The sequence below is a fragment of the Hydrogenophaga sp. PBL-H3 genome (assembly GCF_010104355.1).
Lineage (GTDB): Bacteria > Pseudomonadota > Gammaproteobacteria > Burkholderiales > Burkholderiaceae_C > Hydrogenophaga.
This window is the reverse complement of record NZ_CP044972.1, coordinates 3227701-3250692: the sequence shown is the minus strand read 5'-3', so window position 1 is coordinate 3250692 and position 22992 is coordinate 3227701. Positions and strand designations below refer to the sequence as shown.

Here is a 22992-nt window from a genome sequence, read left to right as displayed (position 1 = left end):
GCGTGTGAACGACCCGCGCTTCAGCGCGGCGCGCCCGCTGCCAGCCAGGCCCGCCAGCCGCCGAACCGCGTGATGTCGGTGGCACCCGCGATGCCGATGCCCTCGCAGATGAACCCGGGCACCTCGCTGCCATCGGCCAGCTTCACCTTGCCGATGCCCAGCGGTGCCGGGATGCCCGCCACGAAGCTGCCGAAGTGGGCCGCAGGCAGCTCCCACACCTCCAGCGCAATGGCCGAGCCACCCTCGGCCACGCGCACCATGCCGGGCCTCTGCACCGGACCACCAGCCAGCGCGTGCAGCTGGTAGTCGGGGGCCGAATGTGGACTGCCGACAAGGCGCGCGCCACGCGAGGTGAGCTGGTGGTTCAGAGGCAGGCCCGAGAGGTGGGCGCCGCACACTGCCACGCGCACGGTGCCGCTGCCGGCCACGCCCACCTCGCCCGAGGGCAGGCCTGTGCACGCGGGGGTGCTGGCCAGCGGTGTGGGCGTGGCGCCCAGCGTGAAGGCCTCGGCGCGGTGGAAGCGGTCGGCCAGGCGCAGCAGCGCGATGTCCTTGAACGCGGGCGCCGCCAGCGTCACGCCCCAGGGCAGGCCTTGCGCGGGGCCGCCTTCCAGAAAGCCCGAGGGCACGGCCACCGCGCTGTAGTCCAGCAGGTTCATGAAGTTGGTGTAGCGGCCCAGGTTGGAGTTGAGCTGGATCGGATCGGCCTGCATGTCGGCGATGCGGTAGAGGGTGCCGGCGGTGGGGGTGAGCAGGCAGTCGATGCTGTTCCACACGGCATCACACGCGCGCTTGAGCGCCTTGAGGCGGTAGCTCGCTGCAAAAGCCTGGGCGCCGGTCACGCCTCGACCACCTTCGATGATGGTGCGCACCGGGGGAAACACGGCCTCGGGCTGCGCGTTGATGAAGTCCTGGATGGCGACAAAACGCTCGGCCACCCACGGTCCGTCGTAGAGCAGGCGCGCGGCTTCGAGGAACGGCGTGAGGTCGACCTCGACCGGCGTGCCGCCCAGCGCTTTGAGCCGCGCCACCGACGTGGCGAACAGTTGCGCCGCGGCGGTGTTGCCGAAGAACTCCAGGTCTTGCGCGCGCGGCACGCCGAAGCGGAAATCACCCGAAGAAAAATCCACACCGAAGGGCTGGGCTGCGCGGCTGTAGGCGTCGCTCGCATCAAACGCCGCCGCAGCGCCCAGCACGGCCTGCACGTCGCCCGCCGTCAGCGCAAAGATGCTCACCGTGTCCAGCGAACGGCAGGCCGGCACCATGCCCGTGCCCGAGAGCAGGCCCAGCGTGGGCTTGAGGCCCACCAGGTTGTTGAACGAAGCCGGCACACGTCCCGAGCCGGCGGTGTCGGTGCCCAGCGAAAACGTGGCACAGCCCTTGGCCACCGACACCGCCGAGCCCGAGCTGGAACCGCCCGAGATGAAGTCCGGATCAAACGCGTTCTGACACGCGCCATACGGCGAGCGGGTGCCGTTGAGCCCGGTGGCGAACTGGTCGAGGTTGGCCTTGCCCACCGGCACCGCACCAGCCGCCATGAGCTGCTGGATGAGGAAGGCGCTCTCGGTGGGCGTGTAGGCAAATTCGGGGCAGCCGGCGGTGGTGGGCACGCCGGCCAGGTCGATGTTGTCCTTGATCACGAACGGCACACCGAACAGCGGCAGGCTGGCCGGGTCCACGCCGTCGAGCCGGGCCACGTGGGGCGCTACCTCGGCGTCAGTCAGCACATGGATGAAGGCGTGGTGCGTGTCGGTGCGGCAGCGCGCCAGCGACTCGGCCACCACCGCGCGCACGGTGGTGCCGCTGCGGTAGGCGGCTTGCAGGCTGGCGAGGTCGAAAGACAATTGGTTCAAGGACATGGAAACACTCCGTTGTTGTTCTGACAGTTCAGACGGCTTCGTCGATCAGCACCAGCACGTTCTGCCCGGCCGACACCGCACCGCCCTGCGCGCACATGAGGCTGTGCACCGTGGCATTGGCCGGTGCAAGCAAGTTGAATTCCATCTTCATGGACTCGATCACCAGCAGCACGTCGCCGGCCTGCACCTGCTGGCCCACGCTCACGGAGACCTTCCACACATTGCCCGGCACGCTGGTGGCCAGCAGGCGCCCGCCCTCGGGCAGGTCGACTTCGTCGGCCACACCCGCGCTGGCCGCCGCATCGTCGCTGCTGAAGTCGTTTTGCCCGGCGGCGACCCAGCGATCGCGCTCGGCTTCAAACGCGGCCTGTTGCCTGGCTTTGAAGCTGGTGATGCTCTCGGCGTTCTCGTTGAGGAAGCGCCTGTAGTCCTTGAGGCTGAACGTGCCGTCTTCGGTGCGCAGCGCGTGGCCGCCGTGCGGGAAATTGGCGCGGATGGTCTTCAGCGCGTCTTCGCTCACCGGCTCGAAGCGGATCTGGTCGAAAAAGCGCAGCAGCCAGGGCTGCTCGAACGGCGTGCCCGGCGCGCCGTGGCGCCAGCGGTTCCACATCTGCAGCGTGCGGCCCACAAACTGGTAGCCGCCCGGGCCTTCCATGCCATACACGCAGAGGTAGGCGCCACCAATGCCCACCGCGTTCTCTGGCGTCCAGGTGCGCGCCGGGTTGTACTTGGTGGTCACGAGGCGGTGGCGCGGGTCCAAGGGAGTTGCCACCGGCGCGCCCAGGTACACATCGCCCAGGCCCAGCACCAGATAGCGCGCATCGAACACGATGTTGAACACGTCCTCGATCGAGTCCAGCCCGTTGATGCGGCGGATGAATTCGATGTTGCTCGGGCACCAGGGCGCATCGGGCCGCACCGACTGCATGTACTTCTCGATGGCCAGCTTGGTCTGCGGGTCGTCCCAGCTCAGCGGCAGCACCACGGTGCGCGAGGGCACCACCATTTCGTCCACCGGCGGCAGCGCGTCGTCTGCCTCGCTGATGATCTGGAGCAACGCGTCGCGCGGCAGCAGGGTTGGGTCGAAGTGCACCTGCAGCGAACGGATGCCCGGGGTGAGGTCGATCACTCCTTTCAGTTCCCGTGCTTTCAGGCCGTGCAGCAGCGCCTGCACGCGCATGCGCAGTTCCAGGTCCAGCGTGAGCGGGCCGAACTCGATGAGCACATAGCGGTCGCCGGCCTGGCGGATCACGCGGCGCGGGCGGTCGCCTTGCGCCGCGCGGTCGTCGAGCACGGGGCTCGCTGGCGAGCCGGCCTGGCGGTGAAAGCGCACGGTGTCTCCGGGGCGCAGCTGGCCGAGCTTCCACAGTTCGTCGTGCAGCACCACGGCCGGGCACACGAAGCCGCCCAGGCTGGGGCCATCGGGCCCGAGGATCACCGGCATGTCGCCGGTGAAGTCGATCGCGCCGATGGCGTAGGCGTTGTCGTGGATGTTGGACGGGTGCAGCCCCGCCTCGCCGCCGTCGGTGCGCGCCCATTGGGGTTTGGGGCCGATGAGGCGAACACCTGTGCGGCTGCTGTTGTGGTGGATCTTCCAGTCGGTGCCGAAGAACATCGTGATGTCGTCGGGCGTGAAGAAGTCGGGTGCGCCGTGTGGTCCGTAAAGGACCTTGATGTCCCAGTGGTGTGTGTACTCGGGGACCTCCAGCCGTTCGCCCTGAGCTTGTCGAAGGGTTTGCGCGCGCTGGGCTTCGACAGGCTCAGCCCGAACGGAAGGGAGCTCAGCCCGAACTGGATCAGCGAGGTGCAGCACATCCCCCGTGCGCAAATGCCGCCCCGCATGCCCACCAAACTGCCCCAGCGTGAAGGTGCTGCGGCTGCCCAGGTAGAGCGGCACGTCGAGCCCACCCGCCACCGCCAGCGCGAGGCGAACGCCGTGTTCGCAACGGCCCACGGCGAGCAGGCCACCAGCGGGCACCTGAATGGCTTGCCACATCGGCACGGCCTCGCCATTCAGCGTCAGCTTGGCTGGCGCACCCGTCACGGCCACCACCGTGGCGGTGTTGAAGCGCAACGTGGGTCCGGCCAGCGTGATCTCCAGCGCGGCCGCGTCGCTCGTATTGCCCACCAGCGCGTTGGCCGCGCGGTGGGCATGCATGTCCATCGGGCCGCTGGGCGGCACACCCACGTCCCAGTAGCCTTGGCGGCCCGGCCAGTCCTGCACCGAGGTCTGCACACCCGGTTCGATCACGTCGATGGTGGCCGGGCGGTAGGCGAAGGTGGAGAGAAAACGCGTGACCTGTTTGCCGGTGCGAAACACCGGGTCGCGCACCACCTGGCGCAGGTAGCCCAGGTTGGTTTCGATGCCGGCCAGGCGCGTGGCGTCCAGCGCGTCTTCCATCTTTTTCAGCGCTGCTTCGCGCGTGTCGGCGGTCACGATCAGCTTGGCCAGCATCGGGTCGTACCAGGCGGGCACCTCGGTGCCGCGCTCCACCCAGCTGTCCAAGCGGGCGTCTGCAGGAAACACCACCTCCGTGAGCAGGCCTGCACTCGGTTGGAAGTTTTTCGCCGGGTCTTCGGCGTACAGCCGCACCTGGATCGACGCACCTTGTGGCGTGGGTTGCAGCGTGTGCAAAGTTGGCAAATCGCCGGCCGCGAGTTGCAGCATCCACGCCACCAGGTCCACGCCACACACCTGCTCGGTCACGCCGTGCTCCACCTGCAGGCGCGTATTCACTTCAAGGAAATAGAACTCGCCAGTGGACGCGTCGTACACAAACTCCACCGTGCCGGCGGAGCGGTAGTTCACCGCCTGCGCCAGCCGCACGGCGGTGGCGTGCAGCTCGCTGCGCTGTGCGTCGCTCAGGCCCGGCGCGGGCGTTTCTTCAATCACCTTCTGGTTGCGCCGCTGCACCGAACAGTCGCGCTCGCCGAGCGCGATCACGCCGCCCACGCCGTCGCCAAACACCTGCACCTCGATGTGCCGCGCCTGCTCCACGTATTTTTCGATGAACAGGCCCGCGTCCTTGAAGTTGGCCTGTGCCATGCGGCCCACCGAGTCGAAGGCGTCGGTGAGCTCGGCCGCGTTCCACACCAGCCGCATGCCGATGCCGCCGCCGCCCGCCGTGCTCTTGAGCATGACCGGGAAACCCACGCGCGAGGCTTCGCTCTGCGCCTGTGCGAGATCGGTCAACAGGCCCGAGCCCGGCAGCAGCGGCACACCGCGCTGCTCGGCCAGATCTCGCGCCGTGTGCTTGAGGCCAAAGGCGCGCATCTGCTCGGGCGCGGGGCCGATGAAGGCGATGCCCGCAGCCTCGCAGGCTTCGGCAAACGCCGGGTTCTCGGAGAGAAAACCGTAGCCGGGGTGGATGGCCTGCGCGTCGCAGTCTTTGGCGATTTGCAGGATGCGGTCGGCGCGCAAATAACTCTCGGCCGCTGGGGCTGGACCTAGCAGGTAAGCCTCGTCGGCCTCGCGCACATGGCGGGCCTGCGCGTCGGCTTCGGAGTACACGGCCACGCTCTGCACGCCCAGGGTTTTGAGCGTGCGGATGATGCGGCAGGCAATGGCGCCTCGGTTGGCAATCAGGACCTTGCTGAACATGGGGGGAACCTTGGATCGAAGAGGGCAGGCCGTCCTGCGAAGGGGTCTTGCGGCAGCGGGTCGTCCCGCTGCGCGCATCGGCGAAGGTTCAGACCGGGTCCCAGACCAGGAGCTGGATCGGCGTGGGGTTGTAGGCGTTGCACGGGTTGTTCAACTGCGGGCAGTTGCTGATCAACACCCACACATCCATCTCCGCCCGCATCTCCACGTACTTCCCCGGGCCCGACACGCCGTCTTCAAAACTCAGCGCGCCGTCGGCCGTGACGGGCACGTTCATGAAGAAGTTGATGTTGGGCACCAGGTCGCGTTTGCCCAGGCCCACATCGGCGTGTTGCAGGGCGATCAGGTAGTTGTCTCGGCAGCTGTGCATGAACTTCTTCTGCAGCGCGTAGCGCACCGTGTTGCTCTCGGCCGCGCAGGCGCCGCCCAGCGTGTCGTGGCGGCCGCAGGTGTCGGCCACGATGGTGAGCATGGCGCGGCCGTCGTTGCTGCGGATCACCGAGCCGGTGGTGAGGTAGATGCCGCCCTGGCGCTGCATGGTGTTGGTGGCGCTGTAGTGCTCGGCCGGGTCGTGGCGGTTGTAGAACAGCACGTCGGCGGCCTGGTTGCCCTCCAGGTCCACGATGCGCAGCGTTTGCCCGCGCTTGACTTCAAACAGGATGGGCTCGCCGGCGGGGTGGCGCTGGTTCATCACGGCTTGGGCTGGGTCGAGGCTGCTTTCGAGAATGCGGATGTCGGTGGCGGTGGTGTTCATCGTGTGCTCCTCACAGGTACAGCATGTCGGTGTTGTGCAGGGCGCGCGCGTTTTCCGGGCGGAAGGCGCGGCACACGTCGTTCTCTGGCGCGGCTCCGCAGCGCCAGGCCAGCAGGCCCACTTTCTTCGGGCTGTAGGCGGGCGCGGTGTCCAGCCCGTGGGGTGCGGTGCTCATGGCCAGGACCACATCCATGTCGAAGCGCATCTCCACAAAATCACCGGCCTTGGCGTGCTCGGGCACAAAGGCAAAACGGCCCTGCGCGTCCACACCCACCTTGCTGAACAGATTCACCGGCGCGATGAGGTCGCGCTTGGTGAGGCCGTATTTGCCGATCTCGATCAGCAGGCCGTCTTTGCCGGATCGGTGCATGGCGTTGCGCGCGTGCTCGTAGCGCTTCTCGCCGTATTTCTCCTGCATCAGTTCGGCGTCCAGCAGGGCGCCCAGCGGGTCGTGCCAGCCCAGACTGTCGGCCGTGAAGCTGGCCATGCTGCGGCCCATGTCGCTCATGAGCACATGGCCTTGTGTGTAGTGCGCCGTGTGCTGCGCCTTCAGGCTGTCGGGCATGTTGTAGCGCTCCAGCTTTTCCAAGGCGCTGTAGAGCACCAGGCTCACGTTGGCCCCAGCCTCCAGCGCCACAAAGCGGATGGCGCTGCCGCGCGGCATGCGCCAGCTCCAGTGGCTGCCGCCGGGCACCACCTCGCTCCACATGGTGCGGGCCGTGTCCACGCCCTCCAGCGCGGCGGCGGGGAAGCGTTGCCACAGCGCGGGTGCGTCCACCGGCGCGGCCTGCGGCGGGTTGGGCGGCACCACGGTCAAGGGGTCGGCAATGTCGTGTGGGTTCATGGTTGTGTCTCCTTTGAAATGTCAAACGCCCACGCCCGAAAGGCGTTGCAGCTGTTCCAGATCGGTCTTCATGCCCGAGGTCTCGCGGATGCGGTCGAGGATGTCGCGCTTGAGGCGCACGAACTCCGGCTCGTGCTTGAGGTCCTGCACGCGCTGGTCGCCGAAGGGCACGTCGTACACGGTGTCGATGCGCCCGGGGCGCGGCGCCATCAGCACCACACGGCCACCCAGATACAGCGCTTCTTCCACGTCGTGCGTCACGAAGACGATGGTGGTTTTCTCCAGCTTGTGCACGTAGCGGATCAGGTCGTGCATCACCTCGCGGGTTTGTGCGTCGAGCGCGCCGAAGGGCTCGTCCATCAACAGCACGTCGGGCCGGCCCATCAGCGCGCGCGCAATCGCCACGCGCTGCTGCATGCCGCCCGAGAGCTGGTTGGGCCAGGCGTGGGCCACCGGCTGCAGGCCCATGAGGCGCAACAGCGCGTCAGCCCGGCCCGAGGCGGCTTCCACGTCGGCCGAGCTGCTGTCGTGGGTGTGGGCCTTGAGCTGGCGGCAGAACTTGATGTTCTCCATCACCGTCATCCACGGGTAGAGGCTGTAGTGCTGGAACACCATGGCGCGGTCGATGCCCGGGCCGTCCACCGCTCGGCCGTCCACGAGCAGGTCGCCGCTGGTTTGTGTTTCCAGCCCGCCGATGGTGCGCAGCAACGTGGACTTGCCGCAGCCCGACGCACCCACAAAGGTGACGAACTCGTTTTCGGCGATGTCGAGGTTGATGCCTTCCAGCGCGTTGATGGGGGCTCCGTCAAAGCGTTTGGTGAGGCTGCGGACGACGATCTTGGGCAGGGGAATGTGGGCGGTGCTCATGGGGCTCAGCCTTTCAAATACAACCATGGGAAGGCACGGCGGTGCCCCCAGCGGAACAGCTGGTCGGTGACCAGCCCGATGAGGCCGATGACGATGATCCCGGCGAAGATGGTGTCGGTCTGCAGGAAGCGCTGCGCGCGCAGGATCGCGTAGCCCAGGCCCGAGTTGGCGGCCACCAGCTCGGCCACCACCAGATACGTCCAGGCCCAGCCCATGGTGATGCGCAGCGTGTCCAGCAGCGCGGGCTTGGCGCTCGGCAAGATCACCTTTTCAATCAGCTCGCTGCGGCTCGCGCCCATGGTCTGCGCCGCCTCCACCTGCGCAGCCGGCACGCGGCGCACGTCTTCGGCCACCATCAGCACCATCTGGAAAAAAGTACCGATGAAGATGATGGCGATCTTGGAACCCTCGCCAATGCCCACCCACAGCATCACCAGCGGAATGAAGGCCACTGCCGGCATGTAGCGGATGAAATCGGTGAGCGGCTCCAGCAGCGCCTGCACCGAGCGGAACGAACCGATCAACAGCCCCAGCGGCAGCGCGATCACGGCCGACAGCACAAAGCCCGCGACCACGCGGTAGATGCTGATGCCCATGTCTTCAAACAGGCCGGTCTCGGTGGCCCAGGTCCAGGTCTTGGTGAGCACCTGCAGCGGGGCCGGCATGAACACCGGATCGATCCCGCCCCACAGGCCCACCGCCGCCCAGAGCACCAAAGGGGTGAACAGCCCGGTGAGCGCAAGCACCCAATAGGTGCGCCGCGAGATGCCGGCGCGCACGGTGAACAGGTTGGAGCGTTTCCTGGGCCGGGTTGGTGCACCAGCAGCGCGCGGCGCCGTGGCTACGGGGGCAAGGGGCAAGGACATGCGGGGCTCCTGAGCGGGGGACAAAAGGCGGAGAGGCATGGCTTTGCAGCGCAAGCGTCTCCCGGGCTTTTGTCCCTCCGTGGAACCACGCGATGGTGGCCGACTGCTCTCGGACCAGACAGCTCAGATCGGCAAGTGATCTGAGCCCGGAACCCTAGCGGTCTTCAAGGCTGGCGTGTGTGTGGGCACAACGCCTCTCTGGTTGGAGAGTTAGCAACTTCGGTGCCAGCGGTACCTGGAGCGGGCAAGCTATCGCTAACATGCAATCGCCTAGGGAAGGTCTGCACAACACCCGCCGCAATGGGCACTGATGCGCGATGTTTTAGATGGCGACAGACGCAGCGCGATTCTGGTCATTTCAGAGCCGATTTGCGGCCCGTTGGCGGCCTCTTGGGCCGTTGCGGGCGCACTCATCCCCGGGCCTCTTGCAAAAGCGTTCGGCGCACCATCCACAAGTTGCTCAATGCGAACAGCGTGTGCAACTGCGCCGTGTTCTTCGCCAGGCCGCGATAGCGCACCTTCACATGGCCGAACTGGCGCTTGATGACCCGAAACGGGTGTTCCACCTTAGCCCGGATGCTGGCCTTGACGTGTTCGAGCTTGTCCACGACCGCGCCCAGCGGTGTGCCCTTGTCCAGGACCTTGCGTTTGCCCGGGCGCAGCGCTACGTGCCAGTTCACATCAATGCCTTGAGTCTCTTTGCGCTTGGCAACGCCCTGGTATCCCGCGTCAGCGAACACATCTGTTTCTTCGCCATGCACCAGCGCACTGGCTTGCGTCACGTCGTTGACGTTGGCAGCCGTACCCACCACGGTGTGCACCAAGCCCGAATCGGCATCAACACCGATGTGCGCCTTCATCCCGAAGTGCCACTGATTGCCCTTCTTCGTCTGGTGCATCTCGGGGTCGCGCTCGCCGCTGCTGTTCTTGGTCGAACTGGGCGCGGCTATCAGCGTGGCATCGACCACCGTGCCCTGCTTGAGCAGCAGTCCCTTGGCCGTGAGCGTGGCGTTGACCGTGGCCAGCATCTGCATGCTCAGGTTGTTCTTCTCCAGCAGGTGACGGAACCGAAGAATGGTGCTCTCGTCGGGCAGGTTCTCCTCGCCCATGTCCAGCCCGGTGAATTCCCGAAACATCGGCGTGTCGTACAGCGCCTCTTCCATCGACGGGTCCGACAGGTTGAACCACTGCTGCAGGAAGTGGATGCGCAACATGGTCTCGACCGCAAACGGCGGGCGACCGCCTTTAGCTCCAGGGGCAGGTGCATGCGGGGCAATCAACGACACCAGCTCGGCCCACGGCACCACCAGGTTCATCTCATCGAGGAACTCGCGCTTGCGCGTCCTCTTCGTCTTACGCTCGTACCCGCTCTCGCCAAGGCTCATTTGTTTCATGTCGTCAATGTCTCACATCACGTGGACAACGCCGGGGTTGTGCAGACCTTCCCTAGGTTGATGAGATTGAGCGAGCCGAGCGTTGTCAGCTCACATACAGCCCTTGAGACTGGCTTGTTCCTCTCGCCATCGACAGCTCATACGTCCGCTCTCAATCGATTCGGTCTTACAAGTTGCCGTGGTGGACAGTGGCGAAGTTGTTGATCTAACGGCTGCCTAATGTTTAATGGTGCCTCCATTAGAACAAGGTGCAGGATGAAGTACACGCTCGCGCAGAAGATGAATCGCTCGCTCCGATGGTTGCTCGCCATCGGAGCGGTCTCGGCAGTTTGCGTCCATGGGATGTATCTGTATGAGTTCGGCTCTTGGCCGATTGCCCTGTCCAACGACCCCGCAGTGTGGGGCCAATACGGTGACTACATCGGTGGGTTGCTGAACCCGATCTTTTCGTCACTCGCATTCAGCGGTTTGGTTGTCACCATCGTCCTGCAGGCCCGCCAGATCGACGAAGGTAAGCACAACGCCGAGCTTGAAGAAATGCAGCGCGTGCAGAGCACCGTGGCGGCTCGGATTGACCAGCTCTTGACATCCACAGTCATCGCGGACGCCGGTAAGTACCGCGAGTTAGCACAATTCGCCGGTAACCCGCAGACGGTGTTCCAGTTGATTTCGGCGCTCGGCACCATGGCCTTGAGCGAGCCTGACAAGGACCACCCCGACTGGGGGAAGTGGTTGTGGAATGACGTGTCGCTTGAAGGCCTTCGGGCTGCGCTGGACGTCCAAACCGTACCCCTTCGCCTTGAGTTCGAAGCACTGAGCTTCATGCTCCTGCGGTACGAAGCATCCAGCGGTTCAAACGATGTCATGGCGTTCTATCGGTACCGGTATGCAGCGGTCCTGACATGGCTTGATGCGCTCAAGCTGCTAACGACGCACAAGCAGGTACAAGAGTTTTTCCAGCCGTATCGACTTCACGAGACGATGAACCCGAAAGGCAGGTGATTTTCAACTGATGTTTCCCATATCTGGTCACTTCTAAACTGGAGTTGGGCGGCTCTCCAGCTGTTGATCTGACCTCCTTCTGACGAACTCACTCGGGGTCAAGTCGCATGCAGTTGCCGTGTCAGTTGGCAGGGTTCGCAGCCTTGCGGGCCCTGCGCCATCCAGGCCCTCAAACCCAGCCTTGTTTCCAGACGCCCTCATCCTGCAGGTCACGCCACGGCATGATTTGCGTGGCCTTGGAGAACACGGCTTCAATCTCCACCAACTCAATGGGGTCCGTGGGCAAGTCGGGTTGAATCACCCGGCTGACCAGAAAGTGCTTTTGTTTGGCCATAGGCGTCACCGCCGTCCATTTGGTCAACAAGAGCTTTTTGGGGTTCAGGGGGTTCAGGGGGTTCATGGTTTTTGCTCGATCCCAAGGTCAGCGGCTGGGCAGCAACGCTCGCACCGCTTCCCCCAACTCGATCACCGCCAGCGCGTAGTAGCTGCTCCAGTTGTAGCGCGTGACCACGTAGAAATTGTCCGTGCCCGCCACATAGCTGGGTGGGGCACCGGCGTTTTCCAGCAGCACCAGGGCGAGCTTGCCGGGGTGTTGCAGGGCGGGGCCTTCGAGCACGGCGCCTTTGGCGGTGAAGCTCTCCACGCCGAAACTGGGCAGGATGTCGGGGGCGAGCAGGGTGTCGAGGTCGAGCTTGCTGGTGTCGAAGGCCACCGGGTAGTGGGTGGGCATGCCGGTTTGCCAGCCGAAGGCCTTGAAGTAGTTGGCCACCGAGCCGATCACGTCGGCCTGGCTGTTGTTGAGGTCGACCTTGCCGTCGGCGTCGAAGTCGATGGCGTATTTCACCCAGCTGCTGGGCATGAACTGCGGCCAGCCCATGGCGCCGGCGTAGCTGCCGCGCGGCGTCTGTGGGTCGGTGCTGGTGCGTTCTGTGAGGCTCAGGAATTGTTCGAGTTCGCTCTTGAAGAACTCGGTGCGTGCGGCGGCGCGCGGGTGGCTGGCAGGGAAGTCGAAGGCCAGCGTGCTGAGCGTGTCGATCACGCGGTAGTTGCCGGTGTGCTGGCCGTAGAGGGTTTCCACACCGATCACGCCGACGATGAGGCTGGCGGGCACACCGAATTCGAGCTCGGCGCGGGCGAGTGTGTCGCGGTTGTCTTCCCAGAACTTCTGCCCGGCGCGCAGGCGAATGGGCTCGATGAAGCGGGCGCGGTAGGCGGCCCAGTTCTTGGGTGTTCCGCTGGGCGCGGGCTGCATGAGGCGGATGACGACGGGCAGGCGCTGGGCCTGGCCGATCTGCTGGCGCACCCAGGCGGGGTCGAGGTTGCGGCGCACGGCGAGGTCGGTGGCGAAGGCCATGGCGGCTTCGCTCTGGTCGTAGGTGAAGGCGGGCGCGGTCTTGGCCGTGCTGTTGGGCCGGGCCTTCGGTGGTGATTGGGCCAAGGCGGGTGCGGCCACCATGAGCGCGGCGGTCAGTGCGGAGAGGAGGCGGTTCACAGATTGCAAAGGATGCCTTGATCTAGGGCCAGGTGTCGGTGCCGTTGGGCCACGCCAGCCGCTGAAACTCGCGTTGCAGGCTGGAGAGCGTGACGCTGCCCGGGCCGGGGCGCGCATAGCGCAGGGCCTCAAGCTGAAGCAGCCATTGTGCAAGCTGCGCGGCGGCATCGGCGTGCACGCTGGTGTGGTTCCAGCGTTGGCGCACGCGTAGCGCGAGCTCGCGCGGCGGGGTGTGGTCGGCGCTCTCCACGCCCAGCTTGTGCAGGCGGGCGCGGGCGCGGCGCAGCAGGCGCAGCCAGGGGTCGTGTTGCTGGCGCTCCCACAGCGTCCAGCCGGCGCCGATCACGCTCACCCCCACGATCACGCCGATGAGCACATAGGCCAGATCGGCCCAGCTGGGGGAGGTGAAGCCCAGGTTTTTCAGCAGGTCGAGCTGGCGGCCCTGGGTGTAGTTCAGTACCCACTGGTTCCAGCCGTTGTTCACGGCTTCCCAGGCGGCGCGCAGCTGGGCCGCGAGGTTGGGGTTGATGTTGCCGATGGCGCCGGCCAGCGCGCCCTGCGGTGCGCGCAGGCGCTCCAGCGAGCCGATGCGCCCGGGTGCCACGGCCGAGGTCGGGTCCACGCGGACCCAGCCCTGGCCCTGCAGCCAGACCTCGGCCCAGGCGTGGGCGTCGCGCTGGCGCACGGTCCAGTAGCCGTCCACGCCGTTGACCTCACCGCCCTGGTAGCCGGTGACGATGCGGGCGGGGATGTCGAGCGCGCGCATGAGGATGACGAAGCTGCTGGCGATGTGTTCGCAGAAGCCCTGGCGCTTGTCGAACCAGAATTCGTCGGCGGTGTTGGGGCCGAACACGCCGGGGTCCAGCGTGTAGCGGTAGCCGCCGGTGCGCAGGCGGTCCATCACCGCGCTGATGAGCTTGGTGTTGGCCTCGGGGCCGGTGCCGTGCTCGCGGCGCAGCTCCTGCGCCAGCGCCAGCGTGCGCGGGTTGAAGCCGGCGGGCAGCTCGATCTGGTCTTGCAGGGCCGTCACCTGTGTGAGCGGGCCGTAGCGGAATGCGGGGTAGCTCTCGGCGCTGTAGCGCACCAGCGTGTTGATCGGGCGCTGGGTGAACCATTGCATCTCGTTGCTCATGCGCACCGCGTTGTCGGGCACCTCGGGGCTTTGCGGGGTGGCCTCCATCACGAAGAGCCAGGGTCGGCGGTTGGGCTCCATGGTCACCTGGTAGCGCACGGGCTCGCCCGAGACGCGCAGGTCGGTGGGCAGCGCCATCGACAGCGGAAAGCCCGAGCGCAGGGCGCGCCACTCCACTCCGTCGAAGCTGCTGAGCACCGGGCCGCGGAAATACAGTTGGCCTTGCGGCGGTGGGCGGTCTTCAAAACGCACCCGCAGGGCAATGCTGTCGTCGAGCACCAGCTCGGCGATCTGGCCCACGCGCATCTGGCCCGACAGGCCGCTGCGCCCGGTTTCTTCTTGCCCCGGCATGCCCCACAGCGGCGACAGGCGCGGGAACAGCAGGAACAGCACCAGCATGATGGGTGCACCCATGAGCGCCATGCCGCCTGCAATGCGCGCTGCCTGCAAGAGCGGCGGGCGGCCCACCGGCATGTGGGCGTTGACCAGCGCGGTGAGCAGGCCGAGCAGCGCCACCAGAATGCCCGCCGCCGTCAGCAGCGACTGCGAATAAAAGAAGTGCGTGAGCAACGTGAAGAATGCAAGGAAGAACACCACGAAGGCATCGCGCCGCGCGCGCATCTCCAGGGTTTTGAGCGCCAGCAGCACCACCACCAGCGTCACGCCCGCGTCGCGCCCGATCAGGGTGCTGTGGGTGACGAAGGTGGCGCCCAGCGTGAGCCCCAGCAGGCCCACGCGCACCGGCCAGCCGGGCAGGGGCAGGCCGCGCAAGGCCAGCATGGTGCGCCACACCAGCACGCCGGCGGTGAGCGCGGTGCACCACCAGGGCGCGTGGCCCACCTGCATGAAGGCCACCCAGCCGAGGACGGCAAGCAGGAACAGCGTGTCTCGCGTGTCGCGAGGGAGGTTGGCCCCCACGTTCCACCGCTTCGCGGGTCGCTGCCCCCCGGGGGGGCTGAAGCGCCTTGAGGCGGCCCGGCGGCGGATCGGCTCGTCTGCGGCCCCCGGCGTTGGCGTGTCCGCGAGCCCCGGAGCTTGCGTGTTCAGCATATGGCCAGCGCCTCCAGGCAACGCGCGCGGTGGGCCGGGCCCTGGTCGGGCGGTATCTCGCGGCCGGGCACGCGCAGGCCGTAGTCCAGCCCCTGCCGGTCGGCCATGAGCACCCAGGCCGTCAGGCGCGAGAGCCGCGCTTCCAGGCCCGCGCCGCCGCACTGCGCGTGGTCCAGCCAGAGCTGCTGGCGCTGGTGCGACAAGGCGTCGCGGCTCACCAGATCGTCGCGTCCGCTGGAGAACGCCTGCGCGGCCTTGCGCCACACCACGGCCTTGAGCGGGTCGCCCCGGCGGTAGGCGCGCACACCGTCGAATTCGCCCGTGCTCTGCACGCGCGCCGCGCCCGAGCTGCCGGCCTGCGGCTCGCCCGGCGGCAGCGGCGGCGGGTGACTCTCAGGCTCCGGGTAGACGAGCACGCCCGAAGCCAGGCGCCACACCGTCCACACGCGGAAGGTGCCGAGCGGAAACAAGGTCTGCGCACTCAGCGGCGGCAGCGGGTGCAGGCCTCGCTCGGGTGAGGGAAAGCTCACCTTGAGCTGAGCGCTGCCTTGCGCGGGCACGTCGGTCCAGGCCAGCGGGGTGTGGGTCGGGTCGGCGCCGATCACGCCCATGCCGATGCCGTAACGCGTTGACTTGCGTTCGCTGGACAGGCGCACGGTCAGCGTTACCGCTTGGCCTGCGTGCACTGGCTCGGGCGGCGTGAGCAGCAGCGTGGTGCCGCGCAGGTTGCCGTGGCACACGTGCATGCCCACCACCGCACTGCCGGCCAGCAAAAACGTGAGCAGGTAACCCAGGTTGAGCTGGTAGTTGATGCTGGCCACCAGCAGCAGCAGCAAGGTGAAGGCCAGCATCCAGCCCGGGCGGGTGGGCAATATGTAGACGTTGCGCTGGGTGAGCGTGAGCGTGTCGGACTTGGGCAGGCGGTTGTGCCACCAGGCCTGCAGGTGGGCACGTAGGTATCGCAAGGGGTGCCTCCAACCCAGAGCACCGCGGAACTGGCTTTGCCAGGCCGCAGGTGCTGCCCCCCGGGGGGAGGCGCCGAAGGCGCTTCGGGGGGTGTCCATTCGTCAAGGCAACGGAATGGCTTCCAGCATCGCGCGCACCTGCTCCACCGGGCCTCGCCCCGCGTCGCGCACGGGGATCAGCCGGTGTGCCACCGTCTGCGGCAGGATGGCGGCGATGTCGTCGGGCGCCACGTAGTCGCGCCCATTCAGGTAAGCCTGCGCCTTGGCCGAGCGCACCACAGCCAGGGCTGCGCGTGGCGACAGGCCTTGCGCAAACCACTGCCCGTTGCGCGTGGCGGCCACCAGGTCTTGCAGGTACTCCAGCACCGGTTCGGCGGTGTGCACCTGGCTCACCGTGTGTTGCAGGGCCGCGAGGTCGGCGGGCGTCAAGGCCGGCGGCAGTTTGTCGAGCATGTCGCGCCTGTCCTGGCCGCGCAGCAGTTCGCGCTCGGCCGCGCGGTCGGGGTAGCCGATGGACAGGCGCATGTGGAAACGGTCCAGCTGCGATTCAGGCAGCGCGTAGGTGCCCAGCTGGTCGTGCGGGTTCTGGGTGGCAATCACAAAGAAGGGTTCGGGTAGCGCGCGCGTTTCGCCTTCCACCGTCACCTGCTTCTCTTCCATCGCTTCAAGCAGCGCACTCTGGGTCTTGGGGCTGGCGCGGTTGATCTCGTCGGCCAGCAGCACCTGGGCGAACACCGGGCCGGGGTGGAACACGAAGGCCTCGCGCCCGCGCTCGTAAATCGACACGCCCACGAGGTCCGATGGCATGAGGTCGGCGGTGAACTGCACGCGCGAAAACTGCAGGCCGAACGAGCGGGCCAGTGCGTGCGCCAGGGTGGTTTTGCCCACCCCCGGAACGTCTTCGATCAAGAGGTGTCCACCGGCCAGCAAGCAGGCCACGCAGTCAGAAACCTGCTGACTTTTGCCCACGATCACCGTGTTAAGCTGATTCAGCAACTGTTGAATTTTTGTGTCGGCTTGCATGCCGCGAACCTTACCGTAAAACCGTCATGGGCCAGGCCACCGGGTATTTCACCCACAGGGATTGTTGGAGACACGAAATGGGCGCCGGACACCCGGAGTGCCCCGAGCGTCTGGACGCGATCGAAGACCGTTTGCTCATGAGCGGACTCGACGTGGCGCTGGAGCGCCGCGAGGCCACAGCCGCTTCCATGGCCGACCTCGAACTCGCCCACGGCCGCATGCACCTCGCGTCGCTGCGCGGTCTGAGCGACAACCTGCGCGACGACATCAAAGCCGGCGGCCCAAGCCACGCACAGGTCGACCCCGACACCTCCATCAACGTGCACAGCTGGGACGCCATCCTGATGGCGGCGGGCGCTGCCATCGACGCCACCGACGCGGTGATGGCCGGCGAGATGCCCAACGCCTTTTGTGCTGTGCGCCCACCCGGCCACCACGCCACGCGCAACCAGGCCATGGGCTTCTGCTTCGTGAACAACGTGGCTGTGGCTGCCAAGTACGCGCTGGAGCGCCACGGTCTGAAGCGCGTGGCCATCATCGATTTCGACGTTCACCATGGCAACGGCACCGAGGACATCGTGGCCGGTGACGAACGCATCCTCATGTGCAGCTTCTACCAGCACCCGTTCTATCCGGTGTGTGAACACTCCACCGCGCCCAACCTGGTCAATCTGCCGGTGCCGGCCTACACCAAGGGCATGGACATCCGCGAGTTGATCGACATGAGCTGGATGCCCCGGTTGGAGGCGCACAAGCCGCAGATGATCTTCATCAGCGCGGGCTTCGATGCCCACCGCGAAGACGACATGGCGCAGCTCGGCCTGGTCGAGCAGGACTACGCGTGGATGACGATGCGGGTGAAGGAGGTGGCGCAGCGCCATGCGCAGGGCCGTATCGTGAGCTGCCTCGAAGGCGGCTATGCCTTGAGCGCGTTGGGCCGCAGTGTGGAAGCGCACCTGCGGGTGCTGGCCGACGTCTGAACTTCTGCTGCGGGCGGGCGTCCGATAATGTTTCGATGACCCACCCCGCAACTCCTCCATTCCCAACGGCCGGCGGCGAAGTGCTCCTGCACACCCGCGACGATCGCGGCGTGCACACCCTGACCCTGAACACCCCGCGCAGCTTCAATGTGTTGTCCGAAGCCATGCTCGCGGCGCTGCAGGCGGCCATCGATGCGGTGGCGGCCGATCCGCTGGCGCGCCTGGTGGTGATCGCAGCAAACGGTCGCGCCTTCTGCGCCGGGCACGATCTCAAGGAGATGCGCGCTACACCCGAGCAGGCCTACTACCAGGCCTTGTTTGCGCGCTGCTCGCGGCTCATGCTCGCGATCCGCAAGCTGGAGGTGCCGGTGATCGCGCGCGTGCAGGGGCTGGCCACGGCGGCCGGCTGCCAGCTCGTGGCGCAGTGCGATCTGGCCGTGGCCAGCGAGAGCGCGAGCTTCGGCGTGAACGGCATCGACGTCGGTTTGTTCTGCCCCACGCCGGGCGCGGCCTTGTCGCGCAACATCCTGCCCAAACAGGCGATGGAGATGCTGCTCACGGGCGATTTCATCTCGGCCGACGAGGCCTGCGCGCGCGGGCTGGTCAACCGTGTGGTGGCGCCCGATGCGCTTGACGAGGCCGTGGCGGCCCTGGTGGATCGCATCCTGGCCAAGCCGCCCGAGGCCATCGCCATGGGCAAGGCGCTGTTCTACCGCCAGCTGGAAACCGGCATCGAGTCGGCCTACCAGCTCGCGGGGCAGAGCATGGCCTGCAACATGGCGCATGCCGTGGCCCAGGAGGGCGTGCAGGCCTTCATCGACAAACGCGCGCCGAGCTGGCGCACCTGACACGCCTTCACTGCGACCCGTTTCGCCGACACATGAATTCCTCCACAGCCCAACCCAAACCCATCGACGACATCGGCCTGTGGCTGGCGGGTTTCACACAACCCACGGTGCTGATCGAACTCGGCGCGCTGATGGTCTGCATCGCGCTGGCTTTGGCCTTCAGTTGGGCCTTGCGCAGAGCGATGCGCATGCAGGACGAAAAAACATCCGTGCTGTTCGGCCGGCGCTTGATCGACGGCGTGATGTTCCCCCTGTTGTTGCTCGCTCTGGGGTTCATCGCGCGCGCGCTCATCACCGAGCTGATGCCGCTGGCGGCGTTCAAGGTGGCCATTCCGGTGCTGGTGTCGCTGGTGGTGATTCGCGTGGGCGTGAAAGTGCTGCAGGTGGCCTTTGCCACCGCGCCCTGGGTGCGTGCGCTGGAGCGCACGATCTCCTGGGTCGCGTGGCTGGCCATGGTGCTGTGGGTGAGTGGTCTGCTGCCGGTAGTGTTGGCCGAGCTCGACCAGATCACCTGGAAGATCGGCGCCACCACGCTGAGCCTGCGCACCATGATCGAAGGCATTCTCACGGCCGGCGCGGTGCTCATCCTTTCGCTCTGGGTGTCGTCGGCCATCGAGACGCGCCTGCTGCGCAAGGCTGCGGGTGCCGATCTGTCGCTGCGCAAGGCGGCGAGCAATGCCACGCGTGCGTTGCTCATGTTTGTTGGGCTCATCATCGCGTTGTCGGCCGTGGGCATCGACCTCACCGCGCTGTCGGTGTTGGGCGGCGCGGTTGGTGTGGGCATTGGCTTTGGCCTGCAGAAGCTGGCCTCCAACTACGTGAGCGGCTTCGTGATCCTGGCCGAGCGCCGCATGCGCATTGGCGACAACGTCCGGGTGGACAACTTCGAAGGCCGTATCCTCGACATCAACGCCCGTTACACCGTGATCCGCGCGCCTGCTGGCCGCGAGTCCATCGTGCCCAACGAGTTCATGGTCATCAACCGGGTGGAGAACCTCTCCAGCGCCTTGACCCGCGTGTGGCAGACCACGGTGGTGTCGGTGGCCTACGGCAGCGACGTGGAGCAGGTGAGTGCGCTGCTGCTGGACGCCGTGCTGGAGCAGGCCGATGCGCTCAAGGAGCCTGCGCCGCTCGTTGCGCTGTCGGCCTTTGGCGCCGATGGTCTGGAATTCACCGTGGGTTACTGGATCGAGTCGTCCGACAACAGCGACCAGCTCCGGCTGCGCTCGCTCGTCAACCGCCGCATCCTGCAGTCGCTGCAGGTGCACGGCATCGAAATGCCGTATCCGCAGCGCGTGGTGCACCTGCAGCGGGTTCCGCTCGCCGGGTCCTCGGATTCAGCGGTTCATGAATCCCGGTAGCCACAACGAGATGGCGGGGAAGGCGATCAGGATGCACAGGCGCAAGACGTCGGCCATGACGAAGGGCCAGACGCCCTGAAAGATCGTTTTGAGCTTGACCAGCGGCAGCAGCGAGTTCATCACGAACAGGTTCATGCCCACCGGTGGCGAGATCATGCCGATCTCCACGATGGTCACGATCAGAATGCCGAACCAGACCGGATCGAACCCCAGCCCGGTGATCACCGGAAAGAACACCGGGATGGTCAGCAGCACCATCGACAGTTCCTCCATCACCAGGCCGAGCGCCACGTAGATCGCCATCATCACCGCCACCACCATGATGGGATGCGGGCTGAACTGCAGCAGGAAGTCGCGCAGGTCGCCCGGCATGCTGGTGAAGTTGATGAAGCTGGTGAAGACCATCGCGCCGATCAGGATGGTGAACAGCATGGCCGTGGTGCGCGTGCTCTCCACCAGGATGTCCAGCAACACGCGCGGCGTGAGCGCGCCGCGAAACAGCGCGAAGAAGAAAGCGCCTGCTGCGCCCACACCGGCGCCCTCGGTGGCGGTGAATACACCGCCGTAGATGCCGCCGATGACCAGGGCGAACAGCAAGCCCACGCCCCAGATGCCGCGCACGGCGGCGAGGCGTTCTGCCCAGTTGTAGCGCTCGGCGGGCGGGCCGGCGGCCGGGTCGCGCCAAGTGATGTAAGCCACCGCCACGCACAGGCAGATGATGGCCACCAGCCCGGGCAGGATGCCCGCGATGAACAGCTTGCCGATGTCGGTCTCGGTGATGATGCCGTAGATCACCATCACGGTGGACGGCGGAATCAGGATGCCCAATGTGCCACCCGAGGCAATGGCCCCGGTGGCCAGGGTGTCCTTGTAGCCATGGCGCTTCATCTCGGGGTAGGCCACGCGCGTCATGGTGGCGGCGGTGGCGATCGATGAGCCGCAGATGGAGCCGAAGCCGCCCGAGGCAATGATGCTGGCCATGGCCAGGCCGCCCTTGCGGTGCCCCACGAAGGCATTGGCGGCGGTGTAGAGTTCGCGCGCCATGCCGGCGCGCGCCACCAGATTGCCCATGAGGATGAACAGCGGGATCACCGAGAGCACATACGCAAAGCCGGTCTCGAAGATCACCTGGCTGGTGCTGGCGAACGCGGGCTGCCAGCCGCGCATGAGGCCCAGCCCCGCCACGCCGGCGATGGCCATGGCCAGCGCCAGTGGGATGCGCAGGAATGCCATCGCGAAGACAGCCAGAAATCCCAGCGAGGCTTCGGTCATGACGAAGCTCCTTCAAGCTCGACGGGCGGGGGATGGTGGGGCGATGCCACCGGGACCACAACGAACACGAAGAGCAGGTGCACGGCGGCGGTGATGGCCAGGAAGAGCGCCATCATCCAGGCCACAGGCGCGATGGAAACCTGCAGATAGACGGTGGTGTCGCCGTACTCGGCGAAGCGGTCGGCGCGTGTGCTCATGAGATAGGCGAGAAAGCCGAACGCCGATGCGCAGGCGAGGTTGACCAGGCGGGCCTGGATGCCGCGCACCCAGTCTGGCAGGAAGGCGTCGAGCGAGTCGAACACCACGTGTTCGTTGCGCCAGGACACCATGGGCAGGGCGCCAAAGATCACGATGACCATGAGGATCTCGGTGATCTCCAGGCCGCCGGGCACCGAGTGGCTGAAAAAGCGCCGCCCGGTCACGTCCACCAGCGTGAGCCACATGATGGCAAACAGGGCCATGGCAGCCATGAGCCCGGTGGACCACCGCAGCGTGCGTTCGATCGTCTTGAGCATGATGAGTCTTGATGTGAAAAGGCCGGCTGTGCGCTTGCTCAGCCGGCCCGGCAAGGCCACACCCGGATGGCCTCGGGGTTTACTTGACCTTGGCGATTTCTGCGCGGAACTCGCCCAGCACGCCCTTGGGATTCTGCAGACCCTTGACCTGGGCGCTCGCCGCCCACTTGGTCTCCAGGTAGTCCTGCTTGTCCATCACCGCTTTCACAAAAGCCTTGTCGGCGGTGATGCGCGCCACACCCTGGCCCTTCTGCAGTTCGCGGCTGGCCGCGTCCACCTTGTCCCAGCCTTCGCCAAACAAGCGGGCAGCCGGCTCGCCCGAGAGCTTGTCGACCACGGCCTTGTCTTGGGCCGAGAGGGCGTTGTACTTGGCCGGGTTCATCATGAAGACGAAGCTGGTGTTGTACAGGCCGCCGGGGAAGTCGGTGGCGTGTTTGATCATGCTCAGCTTGAACGAGGCGATCGATTCGTCGGGGAAGAAGGTACCGTCCATCACGCCGGTGGAGAGCAGTTCGAACGACTCGGGCGCGGCCTTCAGCGTGGTGTTCCAGCCCATCGCCTTGGAGAGTTCGTTGATGTTGCCGCCACCGATGCGGAACTTCAGACTCGCGGCTTCGGCGGCCGAGGTCACCGGCTTCTTGCTGTTGAAGATCACACCGGGGCCGTGCGTGAACACCGCCAGCACCTTCACGCCGCGGTGCTCGCCCAGGGGCGCGAAATACTTGCTGTAGACGCGCTGGTAAGCGACCGAGGTGGCCACCGCGTTGTTGCCGAGGAATGGAAATTCCGCGACCTGGGTGTTGATGAAGCGACCGGGGGTGTAGCCGTCCACCGTGTACGAGATGTCGGCCAGGCCGTCGCGCACCGCATCAAAGGTGCCGGGCGCGGCCACCACGCCCTTGGGCAGGATGTTGCACTTCATGCGGCCGGTGCTTTCTTTCTCCAGCATGTCGCACCAGGTCTTTTGCGAGGTGCTCAGCGTGTGGCTGGGCGGCAGCCAGCTGGAGACGGTGAACACGGTCTGCGCCGACACCAGACCGCTGGTCAGCAGGGTGGACGTCAAGGCGAGGGACACCAGGGTGCGTGAGGGCATTCGAAAACTCCTGTGCTGGCGGGTGAAATGGTTACTCAACATAAACAAAACAGCAAAAGGAATATAGGCCAGTT

19 protein-coding genes and 1 riboswitch are annotated in these 22992 nt (G+C 66.2%); of the genes, 4 read left to right on the top strand and 15 right to left on the bottom strand.

Features of this window, described 5'->3' with window-relative positions:
• Positions 1-20: 20 nt before the first annotated feature.
• The 7 genes from atzF to F9Z44_RS15025 all read right to left on the bottom strand — a co-directional run bounded on the left by atzF (position 21) and on the right by F9Z44_RS15025 (position 10185).
• Entirely contained in the window at positions 21-1859 is a 1839-nt protein-coding gene (gene atzF, locus F9Z44_RS15055) for an allophanate hydrolase (protein ID WP_159607482.1), read from the bottom strand.
• Between the two features lie 28 nt (positions 1860-1887).
• Positions 1888-5460: a 5-oxoprolinase/urea amidolyase family protein gene (locus tag F9Z44_RS15050; protein WP_159607480.1), complete on the bottom strand. Its 3573-nt coding sequence runs from the start codon at positions 5458-5460 to the stop codon at positions 1888-1890.
• Between the two features lie 88 nt (positions 5461-5548).
• Positions 5549-6214, bottom strand: coding sequence for an urea amidolyase associated protein UAAP2 (locus tag F9Z44_RS15045; RefSeq protein WP_159607478.1), 666 nt, complete (start codon positions 6212-6214; stop codon positions 5549-5551).
• A 10-nt stretch (positions 6215-6224) separates the two neighbouring features.
• Positions 6225-6923, bottom strand: a complete 699-nt coding sequence (locus tag F9Z44_RS15040) for an urea amidolyase associated protein UAAP1 (RefSeq protein WP_201450078.1) — start codon at positions 6921-6923, stop codon at positions 6225-6227.
• 156 nt (positions 6924-7079) lie between these two features.
• Positions 7080-7925, bottom strand: coding sequence for an ABC transporter ATP-binding protein (locus F9Z44_RS15035; RefSeq protein WP_159607474.1), 846 nt, complete (start codon positions 7923-7925; stop codon positions 7080-7082).
• Between the two features lie 5 nt (positions 7926-7930).
• On the bottom strand, positions 7931-8791 hold the full coding sequence (locus F9Z44_RS15030) for an ABC transporter permease (protein WP_159607472.1): 861 nt from the start codon (positions 8789-8791) through the stop codon (positions 7931-7933).
• 56 nt (positions 8792-8847) lie between these two features.
• Positions 8848-8960: riboswitch (guanidine-I (ykkC/yxkD leader) on the bottom strand.
• Between the two features lie 241 nt (positions 8961-9201).
• A complete protein-coding gene (locus F9Z44_RS15025; RefSeq protein ID WP_159607470.1) occupies positions 9202-10185 on the bottom strand; it encodes an IS5 family transposase in 984 nt (327 codons plus the stop codon).
• A 255-nt stretch (positions 10186-10440) separates the two neighbouring features.
• On the opposite strand from F9Z44_RS15025, the gene F9Z44_RS15020 reads away from it, so the two are divergent.
• Entirely contained in the window at positions 10441-11187 is a 747-nt protein-coding gene (locus F9Z44_RS15020; RefSeq protein ID WP_159607468.1) for a hypothetical protein, read from the top strand.
• 169 nt (positions 11188-11356) lie between these two features.
• On the opposite strand, the gene F9Z44_RS15015 is transcribed toward F9Z44_RS15020, so the two are convergent.
• The 5 genes from F9Z44_RS15015 to F9Z44_RS14995 all read right to left on the bottom strand — a co-directional run bounded on the left by F9Z44_RS15015 (position 11357) and on the right by F9Z44_RS14995 (position 16849).
• Positions 11357-11578, bottom strand: coding sequence for a TIGR02450 family Trp-rich protein (locus tag F9Z44_RS15015; RefSeq protein WP_159608752.1), 222 nt, complete (start codon positions 11576-11578; stop codon positions 11357-11359).
• 30 nt (positions 11579-11608) lie between these two features.
• Entirely contained in the window at positions 11609-12679 is a 1071-nt protein-coding gene (gene mltB, locus F9Z44_RS15010) for a lytic murein transglycosylase B (protein ID WP_442907198.1), read from the bottom strand.
• 22 nt (positions 12680-12701) lie between these two features.
• A complete protein-coding gene (locus tag F9Z44_RS15005; RefSeq protein WP_236574151.1) occupies positions 12702-14729 on the bottom strand; it encodes a transglutaminase family protein in 2028 nt (675 codons plus the stop codon).
• A gap of 125 nt (positions 14730-14854) precedes the next feature.
• Positions 14855-15925: a DUF58 domain-containing protein gene (locus F9Z44_RS15000; protein WP_159607465.1), complete on the bottom strand. Its 1071-nt coding sequence runs from the start codon at positions 15923-15925 to the stop codon at positions 14855-14857.
• Positions 15926-15928: 3 nt separating this feature from the next.
• Positions 15929-16849: an AAA family ATPase gene (locus F9Z44_RS14995; protein WP_159607463.1), complete on the bottom strand. Its 921-nt coding sequence runs from the start codon at positions 16847-16849 to the stop codon at positions 15929-15931.
• A 26-nt stretch (positions 16850-16875) separates the two neighbouring features.
• Here F9Z44_RS14995 and F9Z44_RS14990 point away from each other — a divergent pair, with 26 nt between their 5' ends.
• The 3 genes from F9Z44_RS14990 to F9Z44_RS14980 are packed head-to-tail and all read left to right on the top strand — an operon-like array spanning position 16876 to position 20038.
• The gene (locus tag F9Z44_RS14990; RefSeq protein ID WP_159607462.1) at positions 16876-17829 is read left to right on the top strand and encodes a histone deacetylase family protein; all 954 of its coding nucleotides are present in this window, start codon (positions 16876-16878) and stop codon (positions 17827-17829) included.
• A gap of 35 nt (positions 17830-17864) precedes the next feature.
• Positions 17865-18677, top strand: a complete 813-nt coding sequence (locus tag F9Z44_RS14985; protein WP_159607461.1) for an enoyl-CoA hydratase — start codon at positions 17865-17867, stop codon at positions 18675-18677.
• Between the two features lie 32 nt (positions 18678-18709).
• On the top strand, positions 18710-20038 hold the full coding sequence (locus F9Z44_RS14980; protein WP_159607460.1) for a mechanosensitive ion channel family protein: 1329 nt from the start codon (positions 18710-18712) through the stop codon (positions 20036-20038).
• Here F9Z44_RS14980 and F9Z44_RS14975 read toward each other — a convergent pair.
• The 3 genes from F9Z44_RS14975 to F9Z44_RS14965 all read right to left on the bottom strand — a co-directional run bounded on the left by F9Z44_RS14975 (position 20015) and on the right by F9Z44_RS14965 (position 22918).
• Positions 20015-21310 (bottom strand): TRAP transporter large permease, encoded by a 1296-nt coding sequence (locus tag F9Z44_RS14975; RefSeq protein WP_159607459.1) that lies wholly within the window; start codon positions 21308-21310, stop codon positions 20015-20017. The genes F9Z44_RS14980 and F9Z44_RS14975 overlap by 24 nt on opposite strands.
• Positions 21307-21825: a TRAP transporter small permease gene (locus F9Z44_RS14970; protein ID WP_159607458.1), complete on the bottom strand. Its 519-nt coding sequence runs from the start codon at positions 21823-21825 to the stop codon at positions 21307-21309. The genes F9Z44_RS14975 and F9Z44_RS14970 overlap by 4 nt, the downstream gene beginning before the upstream one ends.
• Positions 21826-21904: 79 nt before the next feature.
• Positions 21905-22918 carry a TRAP transporter substrate-binding protein gene (locus F9Z44_RS14965; protein ID WP_159607457.1) on the bottom strand — a complete coding sequence of 338 codons (1014 nt, stop codon included), beginning with the start codon at positions 22916-22918 and terminating at the stop codon, positions 21905-21907.
• Positions 22919-22992 lie beyond the last annotated feature (74 nt).